At 70.4% G+C, this 18,743-nt stretch carries 15 protein-coding genes; 8 read left to right on the top strand and 7 right to left on the bottom strand.

Annotated features, from left to right (window positions below; all coding sequences use genetic code 11):
• Positions 1–33: 33 nt before the first annotated feature.
• From ACSMXX_RS20640 to ACSMXX_RS20630, 3 genes are all read right to left on the bottom strand, one after another.
• A complete protein-coding gene (locus ACSMXX_RS20640; protein ID WP_473180186.1) occupies positions 34–951 on the bottom strand; it encodes a DNA-3-methyladenine glycosylase family protein in 918 nt (305 codons plus the stop codon).
• 109 nt (positions 952–1,060) lie between these two features.
• Entirely contained in the window at positions 1,061–2,143 is a 1,083-nt protein-coding gene (manB, locus tag ACSMXX_RS20635) for a mannose-1-phosphate guanylyltransferase (protein WP_473180185.1), read from the bottom strand.
• 148 nt (positions 2,144–2,291) lie between these two features.
• Positions 2,292–3,746 (bottom strand): peptidoglycan recognition protein family protein, encoded by a 1,455-nt coding sequence (locus tag ACSMXX_RS20630; protein ID WP_473180184.1) that lies wholly within the window; start codon positions 3,744–3,746, stop codon positions 2,292–2,294.
• Between the two features lie 173 nt (positions 3,747–3,919).
• Between ACSMXX_RS20630 and ACSMXX_RS20625 the strand changes: the two genes are divergently transcribed.
• From ACSMXX_RS20625 to ACSMXX_RS20610, 4 genes are all read left to right on the top strand, one after another.
• Positions 3,920–4,678, top strand: coding sequence for a TIGR03089 family protein (locus ACSMXX_RS20625; RefSeq protein ID WP_473180183.1), 759 nt, complete (start codon positions 3,920–3,922; stop codon positions 4,676–4,678).
• Between the two features lie 198 nt (positions 4,679–4,876).
• Positions 4,877–6,214, top strand: coding sequence for an LCP family protein (locus tag ACSMXX_RS20620; protein ID WP_473180182.1), 1,338 nt, complete (start codon positions 4,877–4,879; stop codon positions 6,212–6,214).
• Positions 6,215–6,378: 164 nt separating this feature from the next.
• Positions 6,379–8,061 carry an LCP family protein gene (locus ACSMXX_RS20615; RefSeq protein ID WP_473180181.1) on the top strand — a complete coding sequence of 561 codons (1,683 nt, stop codon included), beginning with the start codon at positions 6,379–6,381 and terminating at the stop codon, positions 8,059–8,061.
• Positions 8,062–8,279: 218 nt separating this feature from the next.
• Positions 8,280–9,818 carry an LCP family protein gene (locus tag ACSMXX_RS20610; RefSeq protein ID WP_473180180.1) on the top strand — a complete coding sequence of 513 codons (1,539 nt, stop codon included), beginning with the start codon at positions 8,280–8,282 and terminating at the stop codon, positions 9,816–9,818.
• A gap of 165 nt (positions 9,819–9,983) precedes the next feature.
• Here ACSMXX_RS20610 and ACSMXX_RS20605 read toward each other — a convergent pair whose 3' ends face one another.
• Positions 9,984–10,967, bottom strand: a complete 984-nt coding sequence (locus ACSMXX_RS20605; protein WP_473184882.1) for a glycosyltransferase family 2 protein — start codon at positions 10,965–10,967, stop codon at positions 9,984–9,986.
• A gap of 158 nt (positions 10,968–11,125) precedes the next feature.
• Here ACSMXX_RS20605 and ACSMXX_RS20600 point away from each other — a divergent pair, with 158 nt between their 5' ends.
• On the top strand, positions 11,126–12,619 hold the full coding sequence (locus tag ACSMXX_RS20600; RefSeq protein WP_473180179.1) for an LCP family protein: 1,494 nt from the start codon (positions 11,126–11,128) through the stop codon (positions 12,617–12,619).
• Between the two features lie 55 nt (positions 12,620–12,674).
• Here ACSMXX_RS20600 and ACSMXX_RS20595 read toward each other — a convergent pair whose 3' ends face one another.
• Positions 12,675–13,235: an acyl-CoA thioesterase gene (locus ACSMXX_RS20595; RefSeq protein WP_473180178.1), complete on the bottom strand. Its 561-nt coding sequence runs from the start codon at positions 13,233–13,235 to the stop codon at positions 12,675–12,677.
• 148 nt (positions 13,236–13,383) lie between these two features.
• On the opposite strand from ACSMXX_RS20595, the gene ACSMXX_RS20590 reads away from it, so the two are divergent.
• Complete coding sequence (locus ACSMXX_RS20590; protein WP_473180177.1) at positions 13,384–14,601, top strand: LCP family protein; 1,218 nt, start codon at positions 13,384–13,386, stop codon at positions 14,599–14,601.
• Positions 14,602–14,613: 12 nt separating this feature from the next.
• Here ACSMXX_RS20590 and ACSMXX_RS20585 read toward each other — a convergent pair whose 3' ends face one another.
• Positions 14,614–14,991, bottom strand: a complete 378-nt coding sequence (locus ACSMXX_RS20585) for a VOC family protein (RefSeq protein ID WP_473180176.1) — start codon at positions 14,989–14,991, stop codon at positions 14,614–14,616.
• A gap of 76 nt (positions 14,992–15,067) precedes the next feature.
• Between ACSMXX_RS20585 and ACSMXX_RS20580 the strand changes: the two genes are divergently transcribed.
• The gene (locus ACSMXX_RS20580) at positions 15,068–15,619 is read left to right on the top strand and encodes a CGNR zinc finger domain-containing protein (protein WP_473180175.1); all 552 of its coding nucleotides are present in this window, start codon (positions 15,068–15,070) and stop codon (positions 15,617–15,619) included.
• Positions 15,620–15,839: 220 nt separating this feature from the next.
• On the opposite strand, the gene ACSMXX_RS20575 is transcribed toward ACSMXX_RS20580, so the two are convergent.
• On the bottom strand, positions 15,840–17,192 hold the full coding sequence (locus ACSMXX_RS20575) for a UDP-glucose dehydrogenase family protein (RefSeq protein ID WP_473180174.1): 1,353 nt from the start codon (positions 17,190–17,192) through the stop codon (positions 15,840–15,842).
• 232 nt (positions 17,193–17,424) lie between these two features.
• Between ACSMXX_RS20575 and ACSMXX_RS20570 the strand changes: the two genes are divergently transcribed.
• Entirely contained in the window at positions 17,425–18,612 is a 1,188-nt protein-coding gene (locus tag ACSMXX_RS20570) for an acyl-CoA dehydrogenase (protein ID WP_473180173.1), read from the top strand.
• Positions 18,613–18,743 lie beyond the last annotated feature (131 nt).

Below are 18,743 nucleotides of genomic sequence, written 5' to 3'. Positions count from 1 at the left end.
CCCGGCCGCACCGCCGCGGGAGCGGCCGCCGCGTCACAGACGCGCGATGTCGCCGATGGGGAACCGGGGCTGACGCCGTGCCGGGGCCCGCCCCGCGAGCAGGATCAGCCGCGCCGCGCGGTGCCGCTGTCCCTCGTACGGGGCGAGCAGTTCCAGCATTCCGGCGTCGTCGGTGTCCCGCGCACCGGTGAGCGAGTAGCCGACGATGCGCGGCAGATGCAGATCTCCGACGGTCAGCGCATCGGGGTCGCCGTTGCTGCGCTGGAGGGTCTCGGCAGCGGTCCACGGGCCGATGCCGGGGATGAGCTGGAGCCGCCGCATCGCGGCCGCCAGCTCCATCGACCCGGCCTCCTCCAGCCGGGGCGCCCGCTGGGCCGCCCGTATGACGGCCGCGGAGCGCTTGCTGTCGACGCCCGCACGGTGCCACTCCCAGGAGGGGATGCGGCACCAGGCGCGGGGCTCCGGCATGACGTACAGGTTCTCGTGCGGGCCGGGCGCGCGCTCTCCGTACCGGCGCACCAGGAGCCGCCACGCGCGGTACGCCTCATGGGTGGTCACCTTCTGCTCCAGCACCGACGGGATCAGCGCCTCCATGACCAGTCCGGTGCGCGGCAGCCGGAGCCCGGGGTGGCGCCGGTGCGCCTCCCTCGTAAGCCGGTGGTGCGGGACGAAGGCTGACGGGTCGTCGTCCGCGCCCAGCAGCGAGGGCAGCCGCTCCAGGCACCACTCGCCGCCCGCGCCCCATGCTTCGGCGTGTACGGCGGCGGCCCCGGCGTCCGCGGTGATGCGCAGCGTCGCCGGCCCGTCCGGGGTGCGGGTCGCCCGCCACACCGCGCCGCCCTCGGTGCGGTAGCAGGGGTCGTACGGTCCGCGCCGCAGCACGCGCAGGTTGCTCCGCAGGTCGTACGACGCGGGCGCGGTCCAGGAACGGGTGGTACGGGCGGCAGGCACGCCCGACAGCGTATGCGCGCGGCGTCCGGTGCTCCCCGGGCGGGGCACGACCGGCCCTCGGACGAGGGTCGATCGACGTACCGCGGTCAGGGAGTTCGCCGTACCGCGGTCACTGGTCGGACGAGAAGCGCACCGCGCCCGCCGGAATGCGCGCGCCGCACCACACGCGGATGCCGTCGCGCAGCTCGTTGCCCTCGCCGACGACGGCTCCGTCGCCCACCACGGCACCGTCGAGGACCGTGGCCGAGCCGATGCGGGCTCCGGCGCCGATCAGCGAGTCCCGCACGTCGGCGCCGGGTTCGATGACGGCGCCGTCGAGCACCGTCGAGCCGTCGACCCGCGCGCCGGCGCCGACCGACGCACCCTCGCCCACGACCGTCCCGCCCGTCAGCTTCGCGTCGGGCGCGACGCGCGCCGTGTCCAGTACAAGCCGGTCGCCGCAGCGGCCCGGCACCGCCGGCGAGGGCGCTCTGCCGAGCACGAGATCGGCGGAGCCGCGTACGAACGCCTGCGGTGTGCCCAGGTCCAGCCAGTAGGTGGAGTCGACCATGCCCTGCAGGTGCGCGCCGCCGGAGAGCAGACCGGGAAAGGTCTCGCGCTCCACCGAGACCGGACGGGCCGCGGGAATGGTGTCGATGACGGAGCGGTCGAAGACGTACGCACCGGCGTTGATCTGGTCGGTGACGATCTCCTCGGGAGTCTGCGGCTTCTCCAGGAATGCGGTGACGCGCCCGTCGTCGTCCGTCGGCACCAGGCCGTACGCACGCGGATCGTCGACGCGGGTGAGGTGGAGCGAGACGTCGGCCCCGGTGCGGGTGTGCACGTCCACGAGCTCGCCGATGTCGAGGCCGGTGAGGATGTCGCCGTTGAAGACGAGCACCGGGTCGGACGGGGCGGAGTGCAGCCGAGGCGCGACGTTGCGGATGGCTCCGCCCGTGCCGAGCGGCTCCTCCTCCGTGACGTACTCCAGGTGCAGCCCGAGTTGTGAGCCGTCGCCGAAGTACGGCTCGAAGACCTCGGCCAGATAGGACGTCGCCATCACCACGTGGTCCACGCCGGCCGCACGCGCCCTCGCCAGCTGATGAGCGAGGAAGGGCACGCCTGCCGCCGGCACCATCGGCTTCGGCGTGTGCACTGTCAGCGGGCGCAGCCGGGTGCCCTTGCCGCCGACAAGGAGGATCGCTTCTGTCACCGGTTTGTCTTCGCTTCCTGACTGGCTGAGCCGGCGGAGGAGGCCTGAGCCGGGTGGTCGGCGGCCAGTTTATGCAGCGGTGCCGGGCCGCAGGGGCGGACACCCGCAGGCGCCTGTCGCCCCCGCGGCGGAGCCGGCGGCACCTGTGTCAGCGGCGGCCCTGGAGCCGTGCCGCGTCGGTGCGTACGGAGGGGAGTTCGCGGTAGAGCTTCTCGCCGGGGCACTCCGTGACGAATCCGTCGCGGTGCCCGGAGACGGCGTTGAACACCACCTTGCTGCCCTTCTTGTGCTTGGTGCCGCCTGCGGACGTCAGGGTCACCTTGCCGTTCGCGGCGACGCCGTGCACTCCGAGCTTCCAGGCCGTCAGCTTGGAGAGCGCCTCCTTGGCGGCCTTCGACGGCACTTCTTTCGAGTACGTGCCGAGGACCGCGATCCCCGTGGTGTCCGCGTTGAAGCCGAGCGTGTGGGCGCCCATGACCGGCTTGGCCACTCCGCCGGCGCGGCCCTCGTAGATCTTGCCGCACTTGTCGACGAGGAAGTTGTAGCCGATGTCGCGCCAGCGGCTGCTCGACACGTGGTAGCGGTAGATGCCGCGGATGATGGCCGGCACGTCGCCGCAGTCGTAGTCGTTCGTCTCGGCCGAGTGGTGCACGAACGCGGCCTTCATGGCCTTGCTGTAGCTGAACTCCCGCTCCCGCATGCCCTCGTCCGCGCCCCAGCCCTTACGGGTGACGATCTCCGGGCGGGGTCCGATGCGGCTGTCCTCCGCCCGGTCCTTCCTCGAGGGAGTCGCGTCGGCGGCGTCGTCTCCGTACGTGGAACGGGTATCGGCCCTGCTGAGACCGGGCAGGACACCGCCGGGGCGCTTCGCCGGGTCGTCGCCGCGTGCGGTGTCGCCGGCGCCGTCGCCCGCGCGGGAGCCGGAGCGCGGTGACTTGCCCGGGTCGACGAGTTCAAGGCGCGCGCCGTCGGGCAGCCCGGCCTCTCCCTTCCGGCCGCCCGAGGCGCCGCCCGCCTTCGTCCCGTCGGTGCCCGGCAGGATGCGTACGCGCACCGCCGTGGAGTCCCCGACCCACATGGGGGCCGAGGCGCCGAGCGCCCCCCGGCCAGTGCGGTCCCGCTCGGCCGGCCCGGGTCTGCCGTCGCCGTGCGTGTTCAGAGTCCGCCACGCGGACCACTTGTCCGTGTCATCGGCACGCGTCTGCACCTGGAGCCGGCCGGGCGGCACGGCACCGGGATCGTTCCAGACCACGCCGACGAGCGAGAAGGGCTTCACCTTCCGGGAGGTCACGCGTCTCCCGCCCGACGGGTCGTCCTCCCATGCGGAGAGCAGTCTGTCCCCGGAGCGGGTGCCGTCACCGCGTGCGCGGAGCGGGAGCGACTGGGTGCTGCCGGGGACCGAACCGTCCCTGTCCGCGGCGGCGGCACGGGTGCCGCTTCCCGCGGCACCGGGCCCGCGGGGGGCGGCGGGGGGTGCGGCGTCCTCGGCGGACTCCGAGTGCTTGCCCGACAGCATGGATTCGGCGGACTCGGTGGGCGCGAGCGGCAACAGCACAGCTCCTGCACACGCGACACCGATCGTGGTGACTAGTAGTGCTCGCATGACGCGATCGTGCACATAGGCCTAGATATCTGTCTATTCGGGACAGAATGGTGCAGCTGATGCTCCGTCCGATACCTCTGGTCACACTCCGTCAGTACGGAGGAGGCGGCGGGCCGTCCGCCGCAGTGGCCGTCCCCGCAGAGCCGCCGCACCCGCACGCGTAGGCTTATCGAGTGAGCACTCCCCCACGCACCCCCGCCGACCTGCTGCGTTCCGCCCTCGACCAGGATTCCGGGCGTCCGCTGGTGACCTTCTACGACGACGCCACCGGCGAGCGCGTCGAGCTCTCCGTCGCCACTTTCGCCAACTGGACGGCGAAGACCGCGAACCTGCTCCAGGACGAACTGGCCACCGAGCCCGGTGACAGGCTCGCCCTGCTGCTGCCCGCGCACTGGCAGACCGCCGTCTGGCTGCTGGCCTGTTCCTCCGCCGGCGTCGTCGCCGACATGCAGGGGGATCCGGCGGGCGCCTCGCTCGTCGTCACCGGCCCCGAATCACTGAAGGCCGCGCGCGCGTGCGGCGGCGAACGCGTCGCGCTGAGCCTGCTTCCGCTCGGGGCGCGCTTTCCGGAGCGTCCCGAGGGCTTCGTCGACTACGCGGCCGAAGTGCCGGGCCAGGGCGACCAGTTCATGCCGTACGTGCCCATCGACCCCGGCGACCCATTCCTCGTCCCGCCCGGCGGACCGGCGGCCCTGACGGGGGGCGAAGCCGTCGATCGCGCGCTCGCGGACGCGGAGTCGCTGGGCCTGGGGCCCGGCTCGCGAGTGCTCTCGCGCCGCCCGTACGACAGCTGGGACGGACTGAGCGCCGGGCTGCTGGCCCCACTGGCCGTCGGCGGTTCGGTCGTACTGTGCCGCAATTCCCAGCACCTGGACGCCGCTGCGCTCGGCAAACGCGGTGAGGACGAGCGCGTCACCCACACCATCGACTGAGCGGGCTCTCCGACCCGCCTCTCCTCCCCGCCCGACTCGGCACGGTCAGCGATGATCAGCGGTATTCATCAGTGATCAGCAGCGATCAGCCTTGCGTACAACCTTGTACGGGTATCGGGCGTCTGCCTTCGTGACCGGCGCCCACACGCCTGTACGCGTCCCGCACGCGCCGCCGAGACCACGAGGGATGACGCAGACGTGACCGACTCCGGGCCGGACGACGACAGAGCAACCGAGAACGGCACCCCAGGCACCGCAGTTACCGCAGGCGCCGCAGGCACTTCAGGCACCGCGGATGCCACCCGCCCCGCGCCACCGCCGCGCCGGCGCCCCCGCCGCTGGCTGCGCGTCGTCTCCCTGGCCGCCTCGGTGCTCGTACTCGCCGCGGCCGGCGCCGGCTGGACCCTCTACAACAAGCTCGACGGCAACATCCGCACGGATGTCGGCACCGCGCAGCAGCTCGAACACTACGAGGCTCAGCGCCCCGACCCCGCCGCGGGCGAGGCCGAGAACATCCTGCTGCTCGGCTCCGACAGCCGCCGCGGCGGCAACAGCGAATACGGACACGACCAAGGCGGCCAGCGGTCCGACACCGCGATCCTTCTGCACATCTCCGCCGACCGCCGCAGCGCCACCGGCGTCTCGCTCCCCCGCGACCTGATGGTCGACATCCCCGCGTGCACCGGCAGCGACGGCAGCCGCACCCGGGCACGCTTCGCACAGTTCAACAGCGCGTTCCAGACCGGCGGCGCCGCCTGCACCATCCGTACCGTCGAGACGCTCACGGGGCTGCGCGTCGACCATCACCTCGTGGTCGACTTCACCGGCTTCAAGTCACTGGTCGACAAGGTGGGCGGAGTGGAGGTGTGCCTCCCCGGCGCGGTGCGCGACCGCGACGCCAAGCTCGAACTCCCGGCGGGCCGGCAGACACTGGGCGGCGAGGACGCCCTCGGCTACGTACGGACCCGGCACGGGCTCGGAAACGGCAGCGACACCGACCGCATGAGCCGGCAGCAGCAGTTCCTCGGTTCACTGGTGAAGAAAGTGCGCAGCAATGGTGTCCTGCTGAATCCGGCGAAGCTTTATCCGGTGCTGCACTCGGCGACCTCCGCACTCACCGCGGACCAAGGGCTGGATTCCCTCGGTGAGCTGTACGAACTCGCGCGCGGTGTACGGAACATCCCCGAGAACCAGGTGCGCTTCCTCACCGTCCCGAGACAGTCGTACAGACTCGACGGAAACCGCGACGAACTGGTCCAGCCGGACGCCGGCCGCCTCTTCACGCAACTTCGCGAAGACCGCGGAGTGCGGGTCGGCAGACCGGCCGGCGACGGCACCGGCGGAAACGGGCAGACCACCCCGGGCCGCTCCGCAGGCCCTGATCAGGGAGACAGGAACCAAGCCGCGGGCAATGCCGTCAGATCCTCGGTGCGCAGGGGGCCGGCAGGCCCCGCACCGGACGGCAGTCGTCATCCGGAAGAACCGGCGCCGGTTTACCGGGGGACGACGGCGGCGCGGGATGTCTGCCGCACATGACATCTCCACCACCGACCAGGCTGGGATTGGAACGAATTGACCACTTCTGAGGTCGTGGAATTTGTCACCGCCGTCGCTCGGCGCCGAACCTGCCGGATAGTGTGGCCGCTCCGGTCCGCCCCGACAGGGCGGTGCCAGGCGGCAAATGGAGGACTTACGCAATCGTGAACGCGCAAGGCCGTGGGCGCGCGGGAGACGTAGATCCCGCGGATCAGTGGGTGTTCGATCCGAGCACCGGCAGCTACAAGCTGCGACTGAACTCTGATGCCGGCGACTCCCGGAGTCCGTCGGCCGGCAGCCGTCCCGACGCCCCGCGCCAGAGGAGAGCCTCCGCTGCAGAGGAGGCCGAGCCCCGGCTTCCCTCGCAGCGCCGCCGCGGTGGCCGCTCCCAGCCGCCGCCCCCCGTCGCGGGCCACGGCCGCCGCAAGCGCAGGCCGGGCCCGTCGAAGAAGCAGAAGGTGCTGCGCTGGGGCGCCGGGACCCTGGGGCTGATACTGGTCGCCGGGGGCGTTGCAGGCTACTTCCTGTACGACCACTTCAACGGGAACATCAGCAAGGTCGACGTCGGCAAGAACAACGCCGCGGTCACCGACGGCCCCGTGAACATACTCGTCCTCGGCACCGACTCCCGTAAGGGCAAGGGCAACGGCGGCTACGGCGACGCCGCGAGCGTCGGCCACGCCGACACGACGTTCCTCTTCCACGTCTCCGAGGACCGCACCAACGCCACCGCGCTGTCCATCCCGCGCGACATGATCACGGACATCCCCGCCTGCCCCACGAAGCAGGGGGACGGCTCGACGAAGACCATTCCCGGTCAGACGGACGTACGGTTCAACACCAGCCTCGGCCAGTCCGGCCGCGACCCCGGCTGCACGTGGCGCACGGTCGAGAAGATGACCGGCCTCAAGATCAACCACTTCATGATGGCGGACTTCAACGCCGTCAAGGAGCTCTCCACGGCGGTCGGCGGCGTGCAGGTGTGCACCGCGAAGCCGATCAAGGACCCCAAGTCCCATCTGAACCTCACGGCCGGCAAGCACACCGTCAAGGGCGAACAGGCCCTGGCCTTCGTGCGTACCCGGAAGACGGTCGGCTTCGGGAGCGACCTGGACCGCATCAAGCTCCAGCAGCAGTTCCTCAGCTCGATGATCCGGAAGATGAAGTCCGGAGACACCCTCAGCGACCCGTCGAAGCTGTTCGACCTGGCCAACGTCATGACCAAGGCGCTGACCGTCGACACCGGCATCGGCACCGTCGGGAAGCTGACGGACCTGGCCAAGGACCTTCAGCGAGTGGACGTCAAGAACATCACCTTCGCCACTGTCCCGGTCGTGGACAACCCTGAGGACCCGGCGACCGTCGTACTCGATGAAGCGAAGTCGAAGCCCCTCTTCAAGATGGTGCAGGCGGACAAGTCGCTCACCAAGACGAAGAAGGGCTCCAAGGGGAAGGATCCGTCGAAGGCGAAGAAGGTGCCGGCCTCGCAGGTGCGCGTGGATGTGCGCAACGGCGGCGGCCCGGTGGGTGCGGCCCAGCAGACCGTCGACTGGCTGCAGAACCAGAAGGGCGTCGGGCTCTCGACCAACGCCGGCAACGCCCCGTCCCAACTGTCCAAGACCAGGCTGGAGTTCTCCTCCAGCCAGGCCGGGCAGGCGGCCACGCTCGCGGACCTGATGGGCCTGCCGAAGTCGGCCCTGAAGCAGTCCTCGAGCGTGGGCAAGTCCATGGAACTGACCCTTGCCAAGGACTTCACCGCGGCAGGCGAGCCGGTCGCCGCACCCGAGAAGGCGCCGGACGGCGTCCAGAACGTCAAGGCGAACGACAAGAAGGTCTGCGCGAAGTGACGTAGTGCCCTCGGGGCGCCCCGCCGGGTGACCCCAGGGCACGCACACACCGCGTGGGACGGAAACGGGGAGGTCCCGTGCGGCAGCGGAACGGCACCGGTGGTGACAGGGGGATGCAGGGCGGCGTGCCTGTGCGCGACCGCCGGTGGGACTCGCAGCACGAAGCAGGCCGCGTGCCGCGACAGCGACAGAGGTACACACAGACAGGCGGCGGCGGTATGGACTCGGACGGTTTCGGCGGCGGCGGGGACGGAGGCGGCGACACCCCTCCTCCCCGTAAGAAGAGACGCGTCCTGCGATGGTTCACGATCTGCCTGTCGCTGCTGATACTCGCGACCGCGGGAGCGGGCTACTTCTACGTGGAGCATCTGAACGGCAACCTCGGCAGGGACGTGCTCAACCTCGGCGACAGCAAGCTGGACAAGAGCAGTCCCAACGCCGCCGGGCAGACCCCTATGAACATCCTGCTGCTGGGCTCGGACTCACGGCAGTCGAAGGAGAACGTCGATCTCGGCGGCGCGAAGGGCGACGGCGAAAGGCCGCCCCTCGCCGACGTCCAGATGCTGCTGCACGTCTCGGCGGACCGCAGCAACATCTCGGTGATCTCCGTCCCGCGGGACACGAAGGCGACGATCCCCAAGTGCACGGACCCCGATGACCAGAAGGTCTACGAGGAGACCACCGGCAAGATCAACTCCAGCCTCCAGCGCGGCGGACCCGGCTGCACCGTCGCCACCTGGGAAGAGCTGACCGGCATTCCCGTCGACCACTTCATGATGATCGACTTCGCAGGTGTCGTCTCCATGGCGGACGCGGTGGGCGGCGTCCCCGTCTGCGTGAACAACAACGTCTACGACCCGCAGTCCAAGCTCCGGCTGAAGAAGGGCAAGTCCGTCGTACGCGGCGAGCAGGCCCTGCACTGGCTGCGCACCCGCCACGGCTTCGGCGACGGCAGCGACATCGGCAGGGCCCGCGCCCAGCACATGTACATGAACTCGATGGTCCGGCAGCTGAAGTCCGGTACGAAGCTCACCGACCCCGGCCAGATGCGCGATCTCGCCGAGGCGGCCACCAAGGCCCTCACGGTCGACGAGGGCCTCGGAAGCGTGAAGAAGCTCTACGACCTCGGCAACGACCTCAAGCGCGTGCCCACCAAGCGCATCACCATGGCGACGATGCCCTGGGAGTACGCCCCGGGCGGCTACGTCGTACCGAAGAAGGGCGACGCGGACCACACGTTCTCGCTCGTACGCAACGACATCGCCCTGGACGGCAAGGACAAGAAGAAGACCCCCGCGAAGAAGCCGGAGCCGAGCGAGCCCACCGTGCCGAAGTCGGAGATCCCCGTACGGGTGATGAACGGCACCGGAAGCGCGCTCCAGGCGCCGGTGAGCGGGCGGGCCGGCGTCATCTCCGAGCAGCTCGGACGGAAGGGCTTCGCCCAGGCCACGGCCGACCAGACGCCCAAGTCCCAGGCGGACACGACGATCCGCTATCAGCGCGAGAACCAGCGCGGCAACGCCCTGGCCGTCGCCAAGGCGATCGGTCTGCCGGACAGCGCCGTCAAGCACTCCAGCGGGGTGCAGGGCGTGACGCTGGTGATCGGCGGCGACTGGCGCGACGGGTCGGTCTACCCGAAGGACGCCGGAGGCGGCTCCGGCAAGAAGAAGGAGAACAAGGCGCCCGACAGCGCCGACGCCCTGCGCGGCGACGACGACCGGGCCTGCATGGAGGTCAACCCGGCCAACCAGTGGTGACCTGAGGACCGGTCGGCCCAGCGAGAGCCGCCGGGACGGCAGGGAGCAGGGAGCAGGCAGCGGAAACGAGAGAGGAGGGGCGGCCGCTTCGGCAGCCGCCCCTCCTCTGTGTGGTCGTCGTGGTCGTCGTGGTCGTCGCGGCACCGGGGCCCGCGACGACCGGCGTCACTGCGTCGCCGGCACCGGAGCCCTGCGGGACGCGATGACCCTGCGTGCCAGCTTCCGCGGGCTCGTCAGGAAGCCCCAGCCCCAGGACATGTGCATCGTGGCCAGCGCGACGGGAATCCACGCCCTGCTCTTCACCGGCAGCCCGCTGCCCGCCGGCAGCGAACCGAGCACGACGGCGGCCAGATAGCCGCCGGGGACGACGAACCCCACAGGCAGCCCCGCAAGCCCGGCGCCCGTGCCCAGCGCGATGGCGCACAGCGCGACGGGCGGCGCCAGATAGCGCAGGTTGATCGACCCGGGGTGGTACCGCGCGACGACGTGCCGCCAACGCCCGTAGTTGCGGTACTGCTTGGCCAGCGCACGGACGCTCGGCCGCGGGCGGTATTCGACCTTCAGCTCCGGCGAGAACCAGACCTTGCCGCCCGCCCCGCGGATGCGGAAGTTCAGCTCCCAGTCCTGAGCCCGGATGAACTCCTCGTTGTAGCCGCCCTGTTGCTCCAGTACGTCACGCCGGAACACCCCTAGATAGACGGTCTCGGCCTCGCCCGCCTGCCCGCCCGTGTGGAAGGCGGCGTTGCCGACGCCGATCTTCGAGGTCATGGCGGCGGCGACGGCGCGCTCCCAGTCGTTCTCACCCTCGGCGTGCATGATGCCGCCGACGTTGGCGGCGCCTGTCTGCGACAGCAGCCGTACGGCCGTGGTGATGTACCCGGGCGAGAGCATCCCGTGCCCGTCCACCCGCACCACCACCGGATGCCGGGACGCCTTTATGGCGGCGTTCAGCGCCGCGGGCGTGCGGCCGCTCGGATTCGGGACCGTGTGCACCCGGGGATCCTCGGCCACCAGCTCCGCCGCGATCTCGTCCGTACGGTCCTCCGAGGGCCCGAGGGCGATGACGACCTCCAGCTCTCCTTCGTATTCCTGCTGGAGGATGTGCTTGACGGAGCTGCGCAGATGCCGTTCCTCGTTGAGAACCGGCATGATCACCGAGACCGCGGGCAGCTCCGCACCCGGGGAAGTCCATTCAGTCACCTGTTCACGTTACCGCGACGGAACGAGGCCCCCGCACGCCAGCCGGGTGCCCTCCTGATCGCGCGACGGCGTGTGTTCAAGTGCCGCAGATCGTATCGCCCTACGGTATGGCAATGCGCGCGGAAGCTCACAAAAACGGCCGTAACCCCCGCTGGGGGGTGCGCCTGGCGACGGCCCTCTCCGTGCTGGTGCTCGGGGCGAGCGGCGTCGGCCATCTCATGGTCAGCGGACTCAACGCGGACGTGAGCCGGGTGGATCCCTTCCAGGGGCTCACCGACCGCCCACGGGACACCGGCGGCGTCAACTTCCTTGTCGTGGGCACCGACCGGCGCGACAAGCTCTCCGACGAGGAGCGGCAGAAGTACCGTCTGGGCGGCTCGGCCTGCGACTGCACGGACACCCTGATGCTCGTGCACCTCTCGGCCGACCACGACCGCGCGAGTGTCGTCAGCCTCCCCCGCGACTCGTACACGAAGCTCCCCGCGCACACCGACCCGGGCGGCGGCGGCAAGCAGCACCCGGCCGAGCCCGCGAAGCTCAACTCTGCCTACGCGCACGGCGGTGCGCATCTGACCGTCCGCACCGTCGAGTCCATGACCGGCATCCACATCGACCACTACCTCGAGGTCGACTTCACCAGCTTCATGCGCACGGTCGACGTGCTGGGCGGGGTGCCCGTCTGCACGGAGAAGGCCCTCCACGACAGCCACTCCGGCCTGAATCTCCCGGCGGGCACGACCAATCTCAACGGCGGTCGCGCCCTGCAGTACGTACGCGCACGGCACCTGGGCGACGGCTCCGACCTGGGCCGGATGGAGCGCCAGCAGCACTTCCTCGCCGCCGTGATCGAGAAGGCCACAGACAGCGGCGTACTGATGAACCCCGTGAAGCTGAAGAAGGTCGCCTCCACGGTCCTCGACTCCGTACGGGCGGACGACGGACTCGGCAGTGCGGAGATGCTCGAACTCGGGCGTGCGCTGCGGCGCTTCAACTCCGACTCCTCGGAGTTCGTCTCCATTCCCGTCCAGGACGCGGACTACCGGGTCCCGAAGCTGGGCTCCACCGTGAAGTGGGACGAGCGCAAGGCCCGCAAGCTCTTCGCGGCCCTGCAGGACGACAAGCCCCTGACGGAGAAGAAGCCCCAGGACACCGAGCGGGCGCAGGGCTCCGGCAAGAAGGAGGGCGAGGACGCCGCCCCTGCCGTGGTCGTCGGCATCCCGCCGGGCGCCGTCCAGGTGCAGGTGGACAACGGCACGCGGCGGAAGGGACTCGCGCGCGGCGTCGACAGGGAACTGCACGCCACCGGCTTCGCCACGACGGGCTCGCCGGGGTCGGCGGACCGCGACGACGCCTCCCGTACGACCATCTCCTACGACCCGCGCTGGGACCGCTCCGCGCGGACGCTGGCCAAGGCCCTGCCGGGCGCCGAGCTGGTGGAGGAGCCCGGCCGCGGGCCCGTCATGAGGGTCACGGTCGGCGGGGAGAACCAGAGCGTACGGAAGGTGCGCGTCAGTTCGCCCTCGGCCGAGGCGCCCTCGCCGGGTGCCGACGCACCCGACCACGGGGCGGTCAAGGGCGGCGAGCAGGCGTCCTGCGCCTGACGGGCATGGTCTTCAGTCAGGTCCTCGGCCGGGTCCGTCCGTTCCGTTCGCGGCGTCAGCCGGTGCTCTCCGGCATGGAACGCTCCCGCTGCTTGCGGGCCCGCAGCTCCTTGATGGCGCGGCGGCTCGCCAGCCGGTGCGTGCGGCGGATCTGCGCCTCCTGATGACGCCGCTCGTCCTGCTCCGTCTGCGGCAGGACCGGAGGTACGGTGCGGGGCCTGCCGTCGGAGTCGACGGCGGCGAAGACCAGATACGCAGAGCCGACGTGGGTGGCCGGCACCGCCTCGTTCCAGCGTTCTGCCAGGACCCGCACGCCGACCTCCATCGAGGAGCGGCCCGTCCAGTTCACCTGCGCCTTGACGTGCACGAGGTCGCCGACGCGCACCGGCTCCAGGAAGACCATCTCGTCCATGGAGGCCGTGACCGCGGGCCCGCCCGAGTGCCGTCCCGCGACCGCGCCCGCCGCGTCGTCCACGAGTTTCATGATCACGCCGCCGTGCACGGTGCCGAGGAGGTTGGTCTCGTTGCCCGACATGATGTGCGACAGCGTGGTCCGGGAGGCGGCGGTGGGCTTGCCCTGCAGGCCGTTCCCCGAGGCGGGGGCATGGTCGGTCATGCGCCCCACCCTAGAGCTTGCTCCGCTGTGACCAGCCGGTGGCCTTACAGGGGACGAACAGTGCCTTTGCATCAGAACGGCTACAGCATCTGTCCGATCTCGCCCCCGGACTGTGTTCCGCCGGGCGGGTCAAGGCAGACTGCCCTCCATGAATGAGTGGCCCGGATGGAACGACTCACACGACAGGTATGGCAGCCCGCGAGCCCACAGAGGCGTGCCGCCGCAGTCGAGAGGCGGCTATGACGCGGGCTACGGCGGGCAGCCGGGTTATTACGACGACCCGGCGGCCGGCTACGACTCGGGATACAACACCGGTCAGGTCTACGGCGGGAACCGCGGTTACGACGACTACGCCCCGTACGACGACTACGACGAGCCGCGCCGGAGGCGCAGGCCGCGCTTCAAGACCGTGGTCATATCCCTGCTCGTCATCCTGCTGGCGTGGTCGGTCGGCACGTACTTCTGGGCCGACTCCAAGCTCCGGCGCGAGGTCGATCTCAGCATCGTCCAGGACCGTCCGGAGACCGGCCAGGGCACCAACTACCTGATCGTCGGCTCGGACAGCCGCGAGGGCCTGTCCGCTCAGGAGAAGAAGGACTTCAAGACGGGCTCGGCCGAGGGCAAGCGGACCGACTCGATGATGATCCTGCACGTCGGCAGCGGCGGCCCGACGCTGATCTCGCTGCCGCGTGACTCCTGGGTCGAGATCCCGCCCTTCAAGGGCTCCGAGTCCGGCAAGCAGTTCGAAAACACCCAGCAGACCAAGCTCAACGCCGCCTACTCGCAGGACGGCGCCCCGCTTCTCGTCCGTACGGTCGAGCACAACACCGGGTTGAAGATCGACCACTACGCCGAGATCGGCTTCGGCGGCTTCGCGCAGATCGTGGACGCGGTCGGCGGCGTGGAGATGAACATCCCGCAGGACATCAAGGACAAGGACTCCGGCGCGGACTTCAAGAAGGGCAAGCAGGTACTGGACGGCAAGCAGTCCCTCTCCTTCGTCCGCAACCGTCACGCGGGGACCGGCGACAGCGACCTCGGCCGTACGAAGAACCAGCAGAAGTTCCTGGCGGCCCTGGCGAACCAGACGGCGACCCCCTCGACGGTCCTCAACCCGTTCCGGCTGTACCCCACCATGGGCGCGGGCCTGGACACCCTCGTCGTCGACACGGACATGAGCCTGTGGAACCTGGGCTCGATGTTCTTCGCGATGAAGGACGTCAACAGCGGTGAGGGCAAGCGGATGAACATGCCGATCTCCGGGCCCGCACCGGCCGGTTCGCTGCAGTGGGACAAGGCGAAGGTGAAGCAGCTCACCGAGCAGCTGAAGAACGACGAGAAGGTCACCGTCACGTCGGACCGGTGACCGTTCGGCTCGTCAGTCGCAGGCGCACAGACAGAACGGGTGCCCGGCAGGGTCCAGATAGACGCGGAAGCCCCGCTTGCCTCCGTCGTCGCCCTGGATCAGCCGGGCGCCCAGTTCGATCACCTCTTTCTCCGCCTCGTCGAGGCGGTCCTTCGGCACGTCCAGATCCAGATGCAGCTGCTGGGCGTGCTCCAGGCTGGGCCACTGCGGCGGGATGAATCCGGTCGACTCCTGGAATGAGAGCCGCTGACCGGTGGGGCCGGTGACGTCAACCCATTCCTTCGTCCCGTCCGGGTCGACCTTCCAGTCGAGGACCTGTGCGTAGAACTCGGCGAGGCGCTGGGTGTCGGGACAGTCCAGGACCACGGTCTGCAAGCCGGCAATCGCCATTGTTACCCCTTGAAGTCGTTAACCGGTAACGCTCTCGGTTACCACATCATGGCCCTTCGTCGGTAACGTGGCAAGGGTGACGGACCGACCGCCCCCGGAAGCACTCGTCCTGGTGCAGGAGCTGACGAACACGCTCGACGTCGAGACGGGCGAGGACTCCCTCGCCGCGCCGGGCGGCGTCGAGGAGTTCGCGCGGCGTCACGGGATCGAGGGGCTGGGAGGCGAGACCTCCGCCGGGCGTCAGCTCGCCGTGCTGCGCGAGCTGCGGGAGGCCCTGCGGGCCGCGTGCCTCGCGCACACGGGCACGGACATGCCGTCCGGGGCGTCCGAGGCGCTCGGCCGACGCCTGGCGGAGGCACCGCTCGTCGTCGCCGTCGACGGAGCGGGACGCGCCACGCTGCGTCCCGCGGCAGGGCTGACGGGCCCCGCCCTGCTCACCGCCCGTATCGCCGCGGGCATCGCCGCGGCGGAGTCCGACGGCACATGGCAGCGCCTCAAGGCCTGCGAGGCGCACGACTGCCTCTGGGTCTTCTACGACCGCAGCCCGGCGGGGCGGGGCCGCTGGTGCTCCATGGCGGTGTGCGGAAGCCGCGCGAAGATGCGCACGTACCGCGCGAAGCGCCGGTAGTCGCTCCGGCTTTCCGGGGACCGCTCCCCGCTCCCCGCGGGGCCGCACGTCCGGCCGCGTGTCGCGCGTGAACTGTGCGCCGCCGCCCATCGGTTGCGGGGGACGGCCGCCGCACACCGGGCAGCGGCTCCGGCTACGGGGCGCCCGCACCGACCCCGTACGGAGTTGCCGGAGGCCCCAAGGCCTCCGGGTCCCGGCATGCCGGAGGGTGCGCGGCGCGCTACGCCGTTGGGCGGCCCAGCGCGCGGAACTTCCAGTTCGCCTTGCGCCACAGGGCCGGATCAAGGGTGTTGCGCCCGTCCAGTACGTGCCGTACGGCCACGACCTCGCCCAGCGCCGCCGGGTCCAGCTCCTGGAACTCCCGCCACTCCGTCAGATGCAGTACGACGTCCGCGCCGCGCACCGCCTCCACCGCGCTCGGCGCGTAGCGCAGGGTCGGGAAGAGCGCGCGGGCGTTCTCCATGCCCTTGGGGTCGTAGACCGTCACCTGTGCGCCCTGCAGATGCAGCTGCCCGGCGACGTTCAGCGCGGGCGAGTCCCGTACGTCGTCGGAGTCCGGCTTGAAGGTGGCTCCCAGGACGCCGATGCGCGTGCCCAGCAGCGTGCCGCCCACCGCGTCACGGGCCAGCTCGACCATCTGGGCCCGGCGCCGCATGTTGATGGAGTCGACCTCGCGCAGGAACGTCAGGGCCTGGGAGGCGCCGAGTTCGCCGGCGCGGGCCATGAAGGCGCGGATGTCCTTGGGCAGGCAGCCGCCGCCGAAGCCGATGCCGGCGCGCAGGAACTTCCTGCCGATGCGGTCGTCGTGCCCTATGGCCTCGGCGAGCTTCACCACGTCGCCGTCGGCGGCCTCGCACACCTCGGCCATGGCGTTGATGAAGGAGATCTTCGTCGCGAGGAAGGAGTTGGCCGAGGTCTTGACCAGCTCGGCCGTCGGGAAGTCGGTGACGACGAAGGGCGAACCCTCGGCGAGCGGCTTCGCGTACACCTCGCGCAGCTGCTGCTCGGCGCGCTCACTGCGCACGCCGACGACGATGCGGTCCGGGTGCAGCGTGTCCTTGACGGCGAGGCCCTCCCGCAGGAACTCCGGGTTCCAGGCCAGCTCCGCGTCCTTGCCGGCGGGCGCCAGCTCCGCCAGCCGGTCAGCGAGCCGCGCGGCGCTGCCGACCGGCACTGTCGACTTGCCGACGACGAGAGCGGGGCGCGTCAGACGGGGCGCGAGCGACTCGACCGCGCTGTCGACATAGCTCATGTCGCACGCGTACTCACCGTGCTTCTGCGGGGTGTTGACGCAGACGAAGTGGACGTCGCCGAACTCCGCCACCTCCTCGTACGAGGTGGTGAAGCGGAGCCGTCCGCTCGAACCGGGGTGCCCCGCGACGTGCTTGCGCAGCAGCTCCTCGAGACCCGGTTCGTACATCGGGGTCTCGCCGCGCTCCAGCATCGCGACCTTCTCCGGCGAGATGTCCAGGCCCAGCACCTCGAAGCCGAGTTCGGCCATGGCGGCGGCGTGCGTGGCGCCGAGATAGCCGGTGCCGATCACTGTGATCTTGAGCGGTGCCCTGTTGGCCATGGTTGGGTTGCTCCTGTAGGACGACGCGGACGGCGCTCGGGCCGCTCCGGAAACGCTGCCCGCGCAGCATATCGGGGGCCGCCTGTCGCGAAACTCACGTATCCCGTGCGGACCGGCGGGCCCTAGAATTCGGGTTACTTAACGGTAATTAGCAGATGCCCGCGCGTGCTGGTGCCGGGAGGGGCACTGGTCGCCGTGCCGGCACAGCACAGCTGATGAGGAGTGAGACACCTTGGCGTCATCGGGAAAAAGCGCAGCCGCTGACTTCGGCCTCTACCGGCCTTCCGAAGAGCACGACATGCTCAGGGACTCGGTGCGCGCCCTCTCCGAGGCGAAGATCGCGCCCTTCGCCACCGAGGTGGACGAGGAGGCCCGCTTCCCGCAGGAGGCCCGGGACGCGCTGGAGGCCAACGACCTGCACGCCGTGCACGTGCCCGAGGCGTACGGCGGCGCGGGAGCCGACGCCCTCGCGACCGTCATCGTCATCGAGGAGGTCGCCCGTGTGTGCGCGTCCTCCTCGCTGATCCCGGCGGTCAACAAGCTCGGGTCGCTGCCCGTCATCCTCTCCGGCTCCGAGGAGCTGAAGAAGCGGTACCTCTCACCGCTCGCCGCCGGAGAGGCGATGTTCTCGTACTGCCTGAGCGAGCCGGACGCCGGTTCGGACGCGGGCGGCATGAAGACCAAGGCCGTACGGGACGGCGACCACTACGTCCTCAACGGCGTGAAGCGCTGGATCACCAACGCCGGCGTCTCCGACTACTACACCGTCATGGCCGTCACCGACCCGGACAAGCGCACCAAGGGCATCTCCGCCTTCGTCGTCGAGAAGGACGACGAAGGGGTCTCCTTCGGCGCCCCGGAGAAGAAGCTCGGCATCAAGGGCTCCCCGACCCGCGAGGTCTACCTCGACAACGTGCGCATCCCCGCCGACCGGATGCTCGGCGAAGAGGGCACGGGCTTCGCCACCGCCATGCTGACCCTGGACCACACCCGCATCACCATCGCGGCCCAGGCCCTCGGCATCGCGCAGGGCGCCCTCGACTACGCCAAGGGGTACGTCGCTGAGCGCAAGCAGTTCGGCAAGCCGATCGGGGACTTCCAGGGCGTGCAGTTCATGCTCGCCGACATGGCGATGAAGCTGGAGGCGGCCCGCCAGCTGACGTACGCGGCGGCCGCCAAGTCCGAGCGCATCGCCCTCGGCGGCGAGGGCGAGGACCTGACCTTCTTCGGCGCGGCCGCCAAGTGCTACGCCTCGGACGCGGCCATGGAGATCACCACGGACGCCGTACAGCTGCTGGGCGGGTACGGCTACACGCGTGACTACCCGGTCGAGCGGATGATGCGCGACGCCAAGATCACGCAGATCTACGAGGGCACCAACCAGGTCCAGCGGATCGTGATGGCCCGCAACCTGCCGTAGGGCGGCGTCCGGAGCGACTCCGGAGCGACTCCGGAGCGACTCCGGAGCGACTCCGGAGTGGCACGTGCGCACAGGACAGGCTGAGGGCGCTCCCTGCGCGGGAGCGCCCTCAGCCTGTGCAGTGCGTACCG

Source organism: Streptomyces sp. DSM 116795 (assembly GCF_055792905.1).
Note: the sequence above shows the minus strand (reverse complement) of the source record. Positions and strands in the feature narration are given on the sequence as shown.

What these genes read in the sequence shown, in the direction of transcription:
- ACSMXX_RS20610 (WP_473180180.1), top strand. Translation starts at nt 8,280, where the DNA reads ATGGACTCGGACGGTTTCGGCGGCGGCGGGGACGGAGGCGGCGACACC.
- ACSMXX_RS20605 (WP_473184882.1), bottom strand. Translation starts at nt 10,967, where the DNA reads ATGCCGGTTCTCAACGAGGAACGGCATCTGCGCAGCTCCGTCAAGCAC.
- ACSMXX_RS20590 (WP_473180177.1), top strand. Translation starts at nt 13,384, where the DNA reads ATGAATGAGTGGCCCGGATGGAACGACTCACACGACAGGTATGGCAGC.
- ACSMXX_RS20600 (WP_473180179.1), top strand. Translation starts at nt 11,126, where the DNA reads ATGGCAATGCGCGCGGAAGCTCACAAAAACGGCCGTAACCCCCGCTGG.
- ACSMXX_RS20585 (WP_473180176.1), bottom strand. Translation starts at nt 14,991, where the DNA reads ATGGCGATTGCCGGCTTGCAGACCGTGGTCCTGGACTGTCCCGACACC.
- ACSMXX_RS20595 (WP_473180178.1), bottom strand. Translation starts at nt 13,235, where the DNA reads ATGACCGACCATGCCCCCGCCTCGGGGAACGGCCTGCAGGGCAAGCCC.
- ACSMXX_RS20575 (WP_473180174.1), bottom strand. Translation starts at nt 17,192, where the DNA reads ATGGCCAACAGGGCACCGCTCAAGATCACAGTGATCGGCACCGGCTAT.
- ACSMXX_RS20630 (WP_473180184.1), bottom strand. Translation starts at nt 3,746, where the DNA reads ATGCGAGCACTACTAGTCACCACGATCGGTGTCGCGTGTGCAGGAGCT.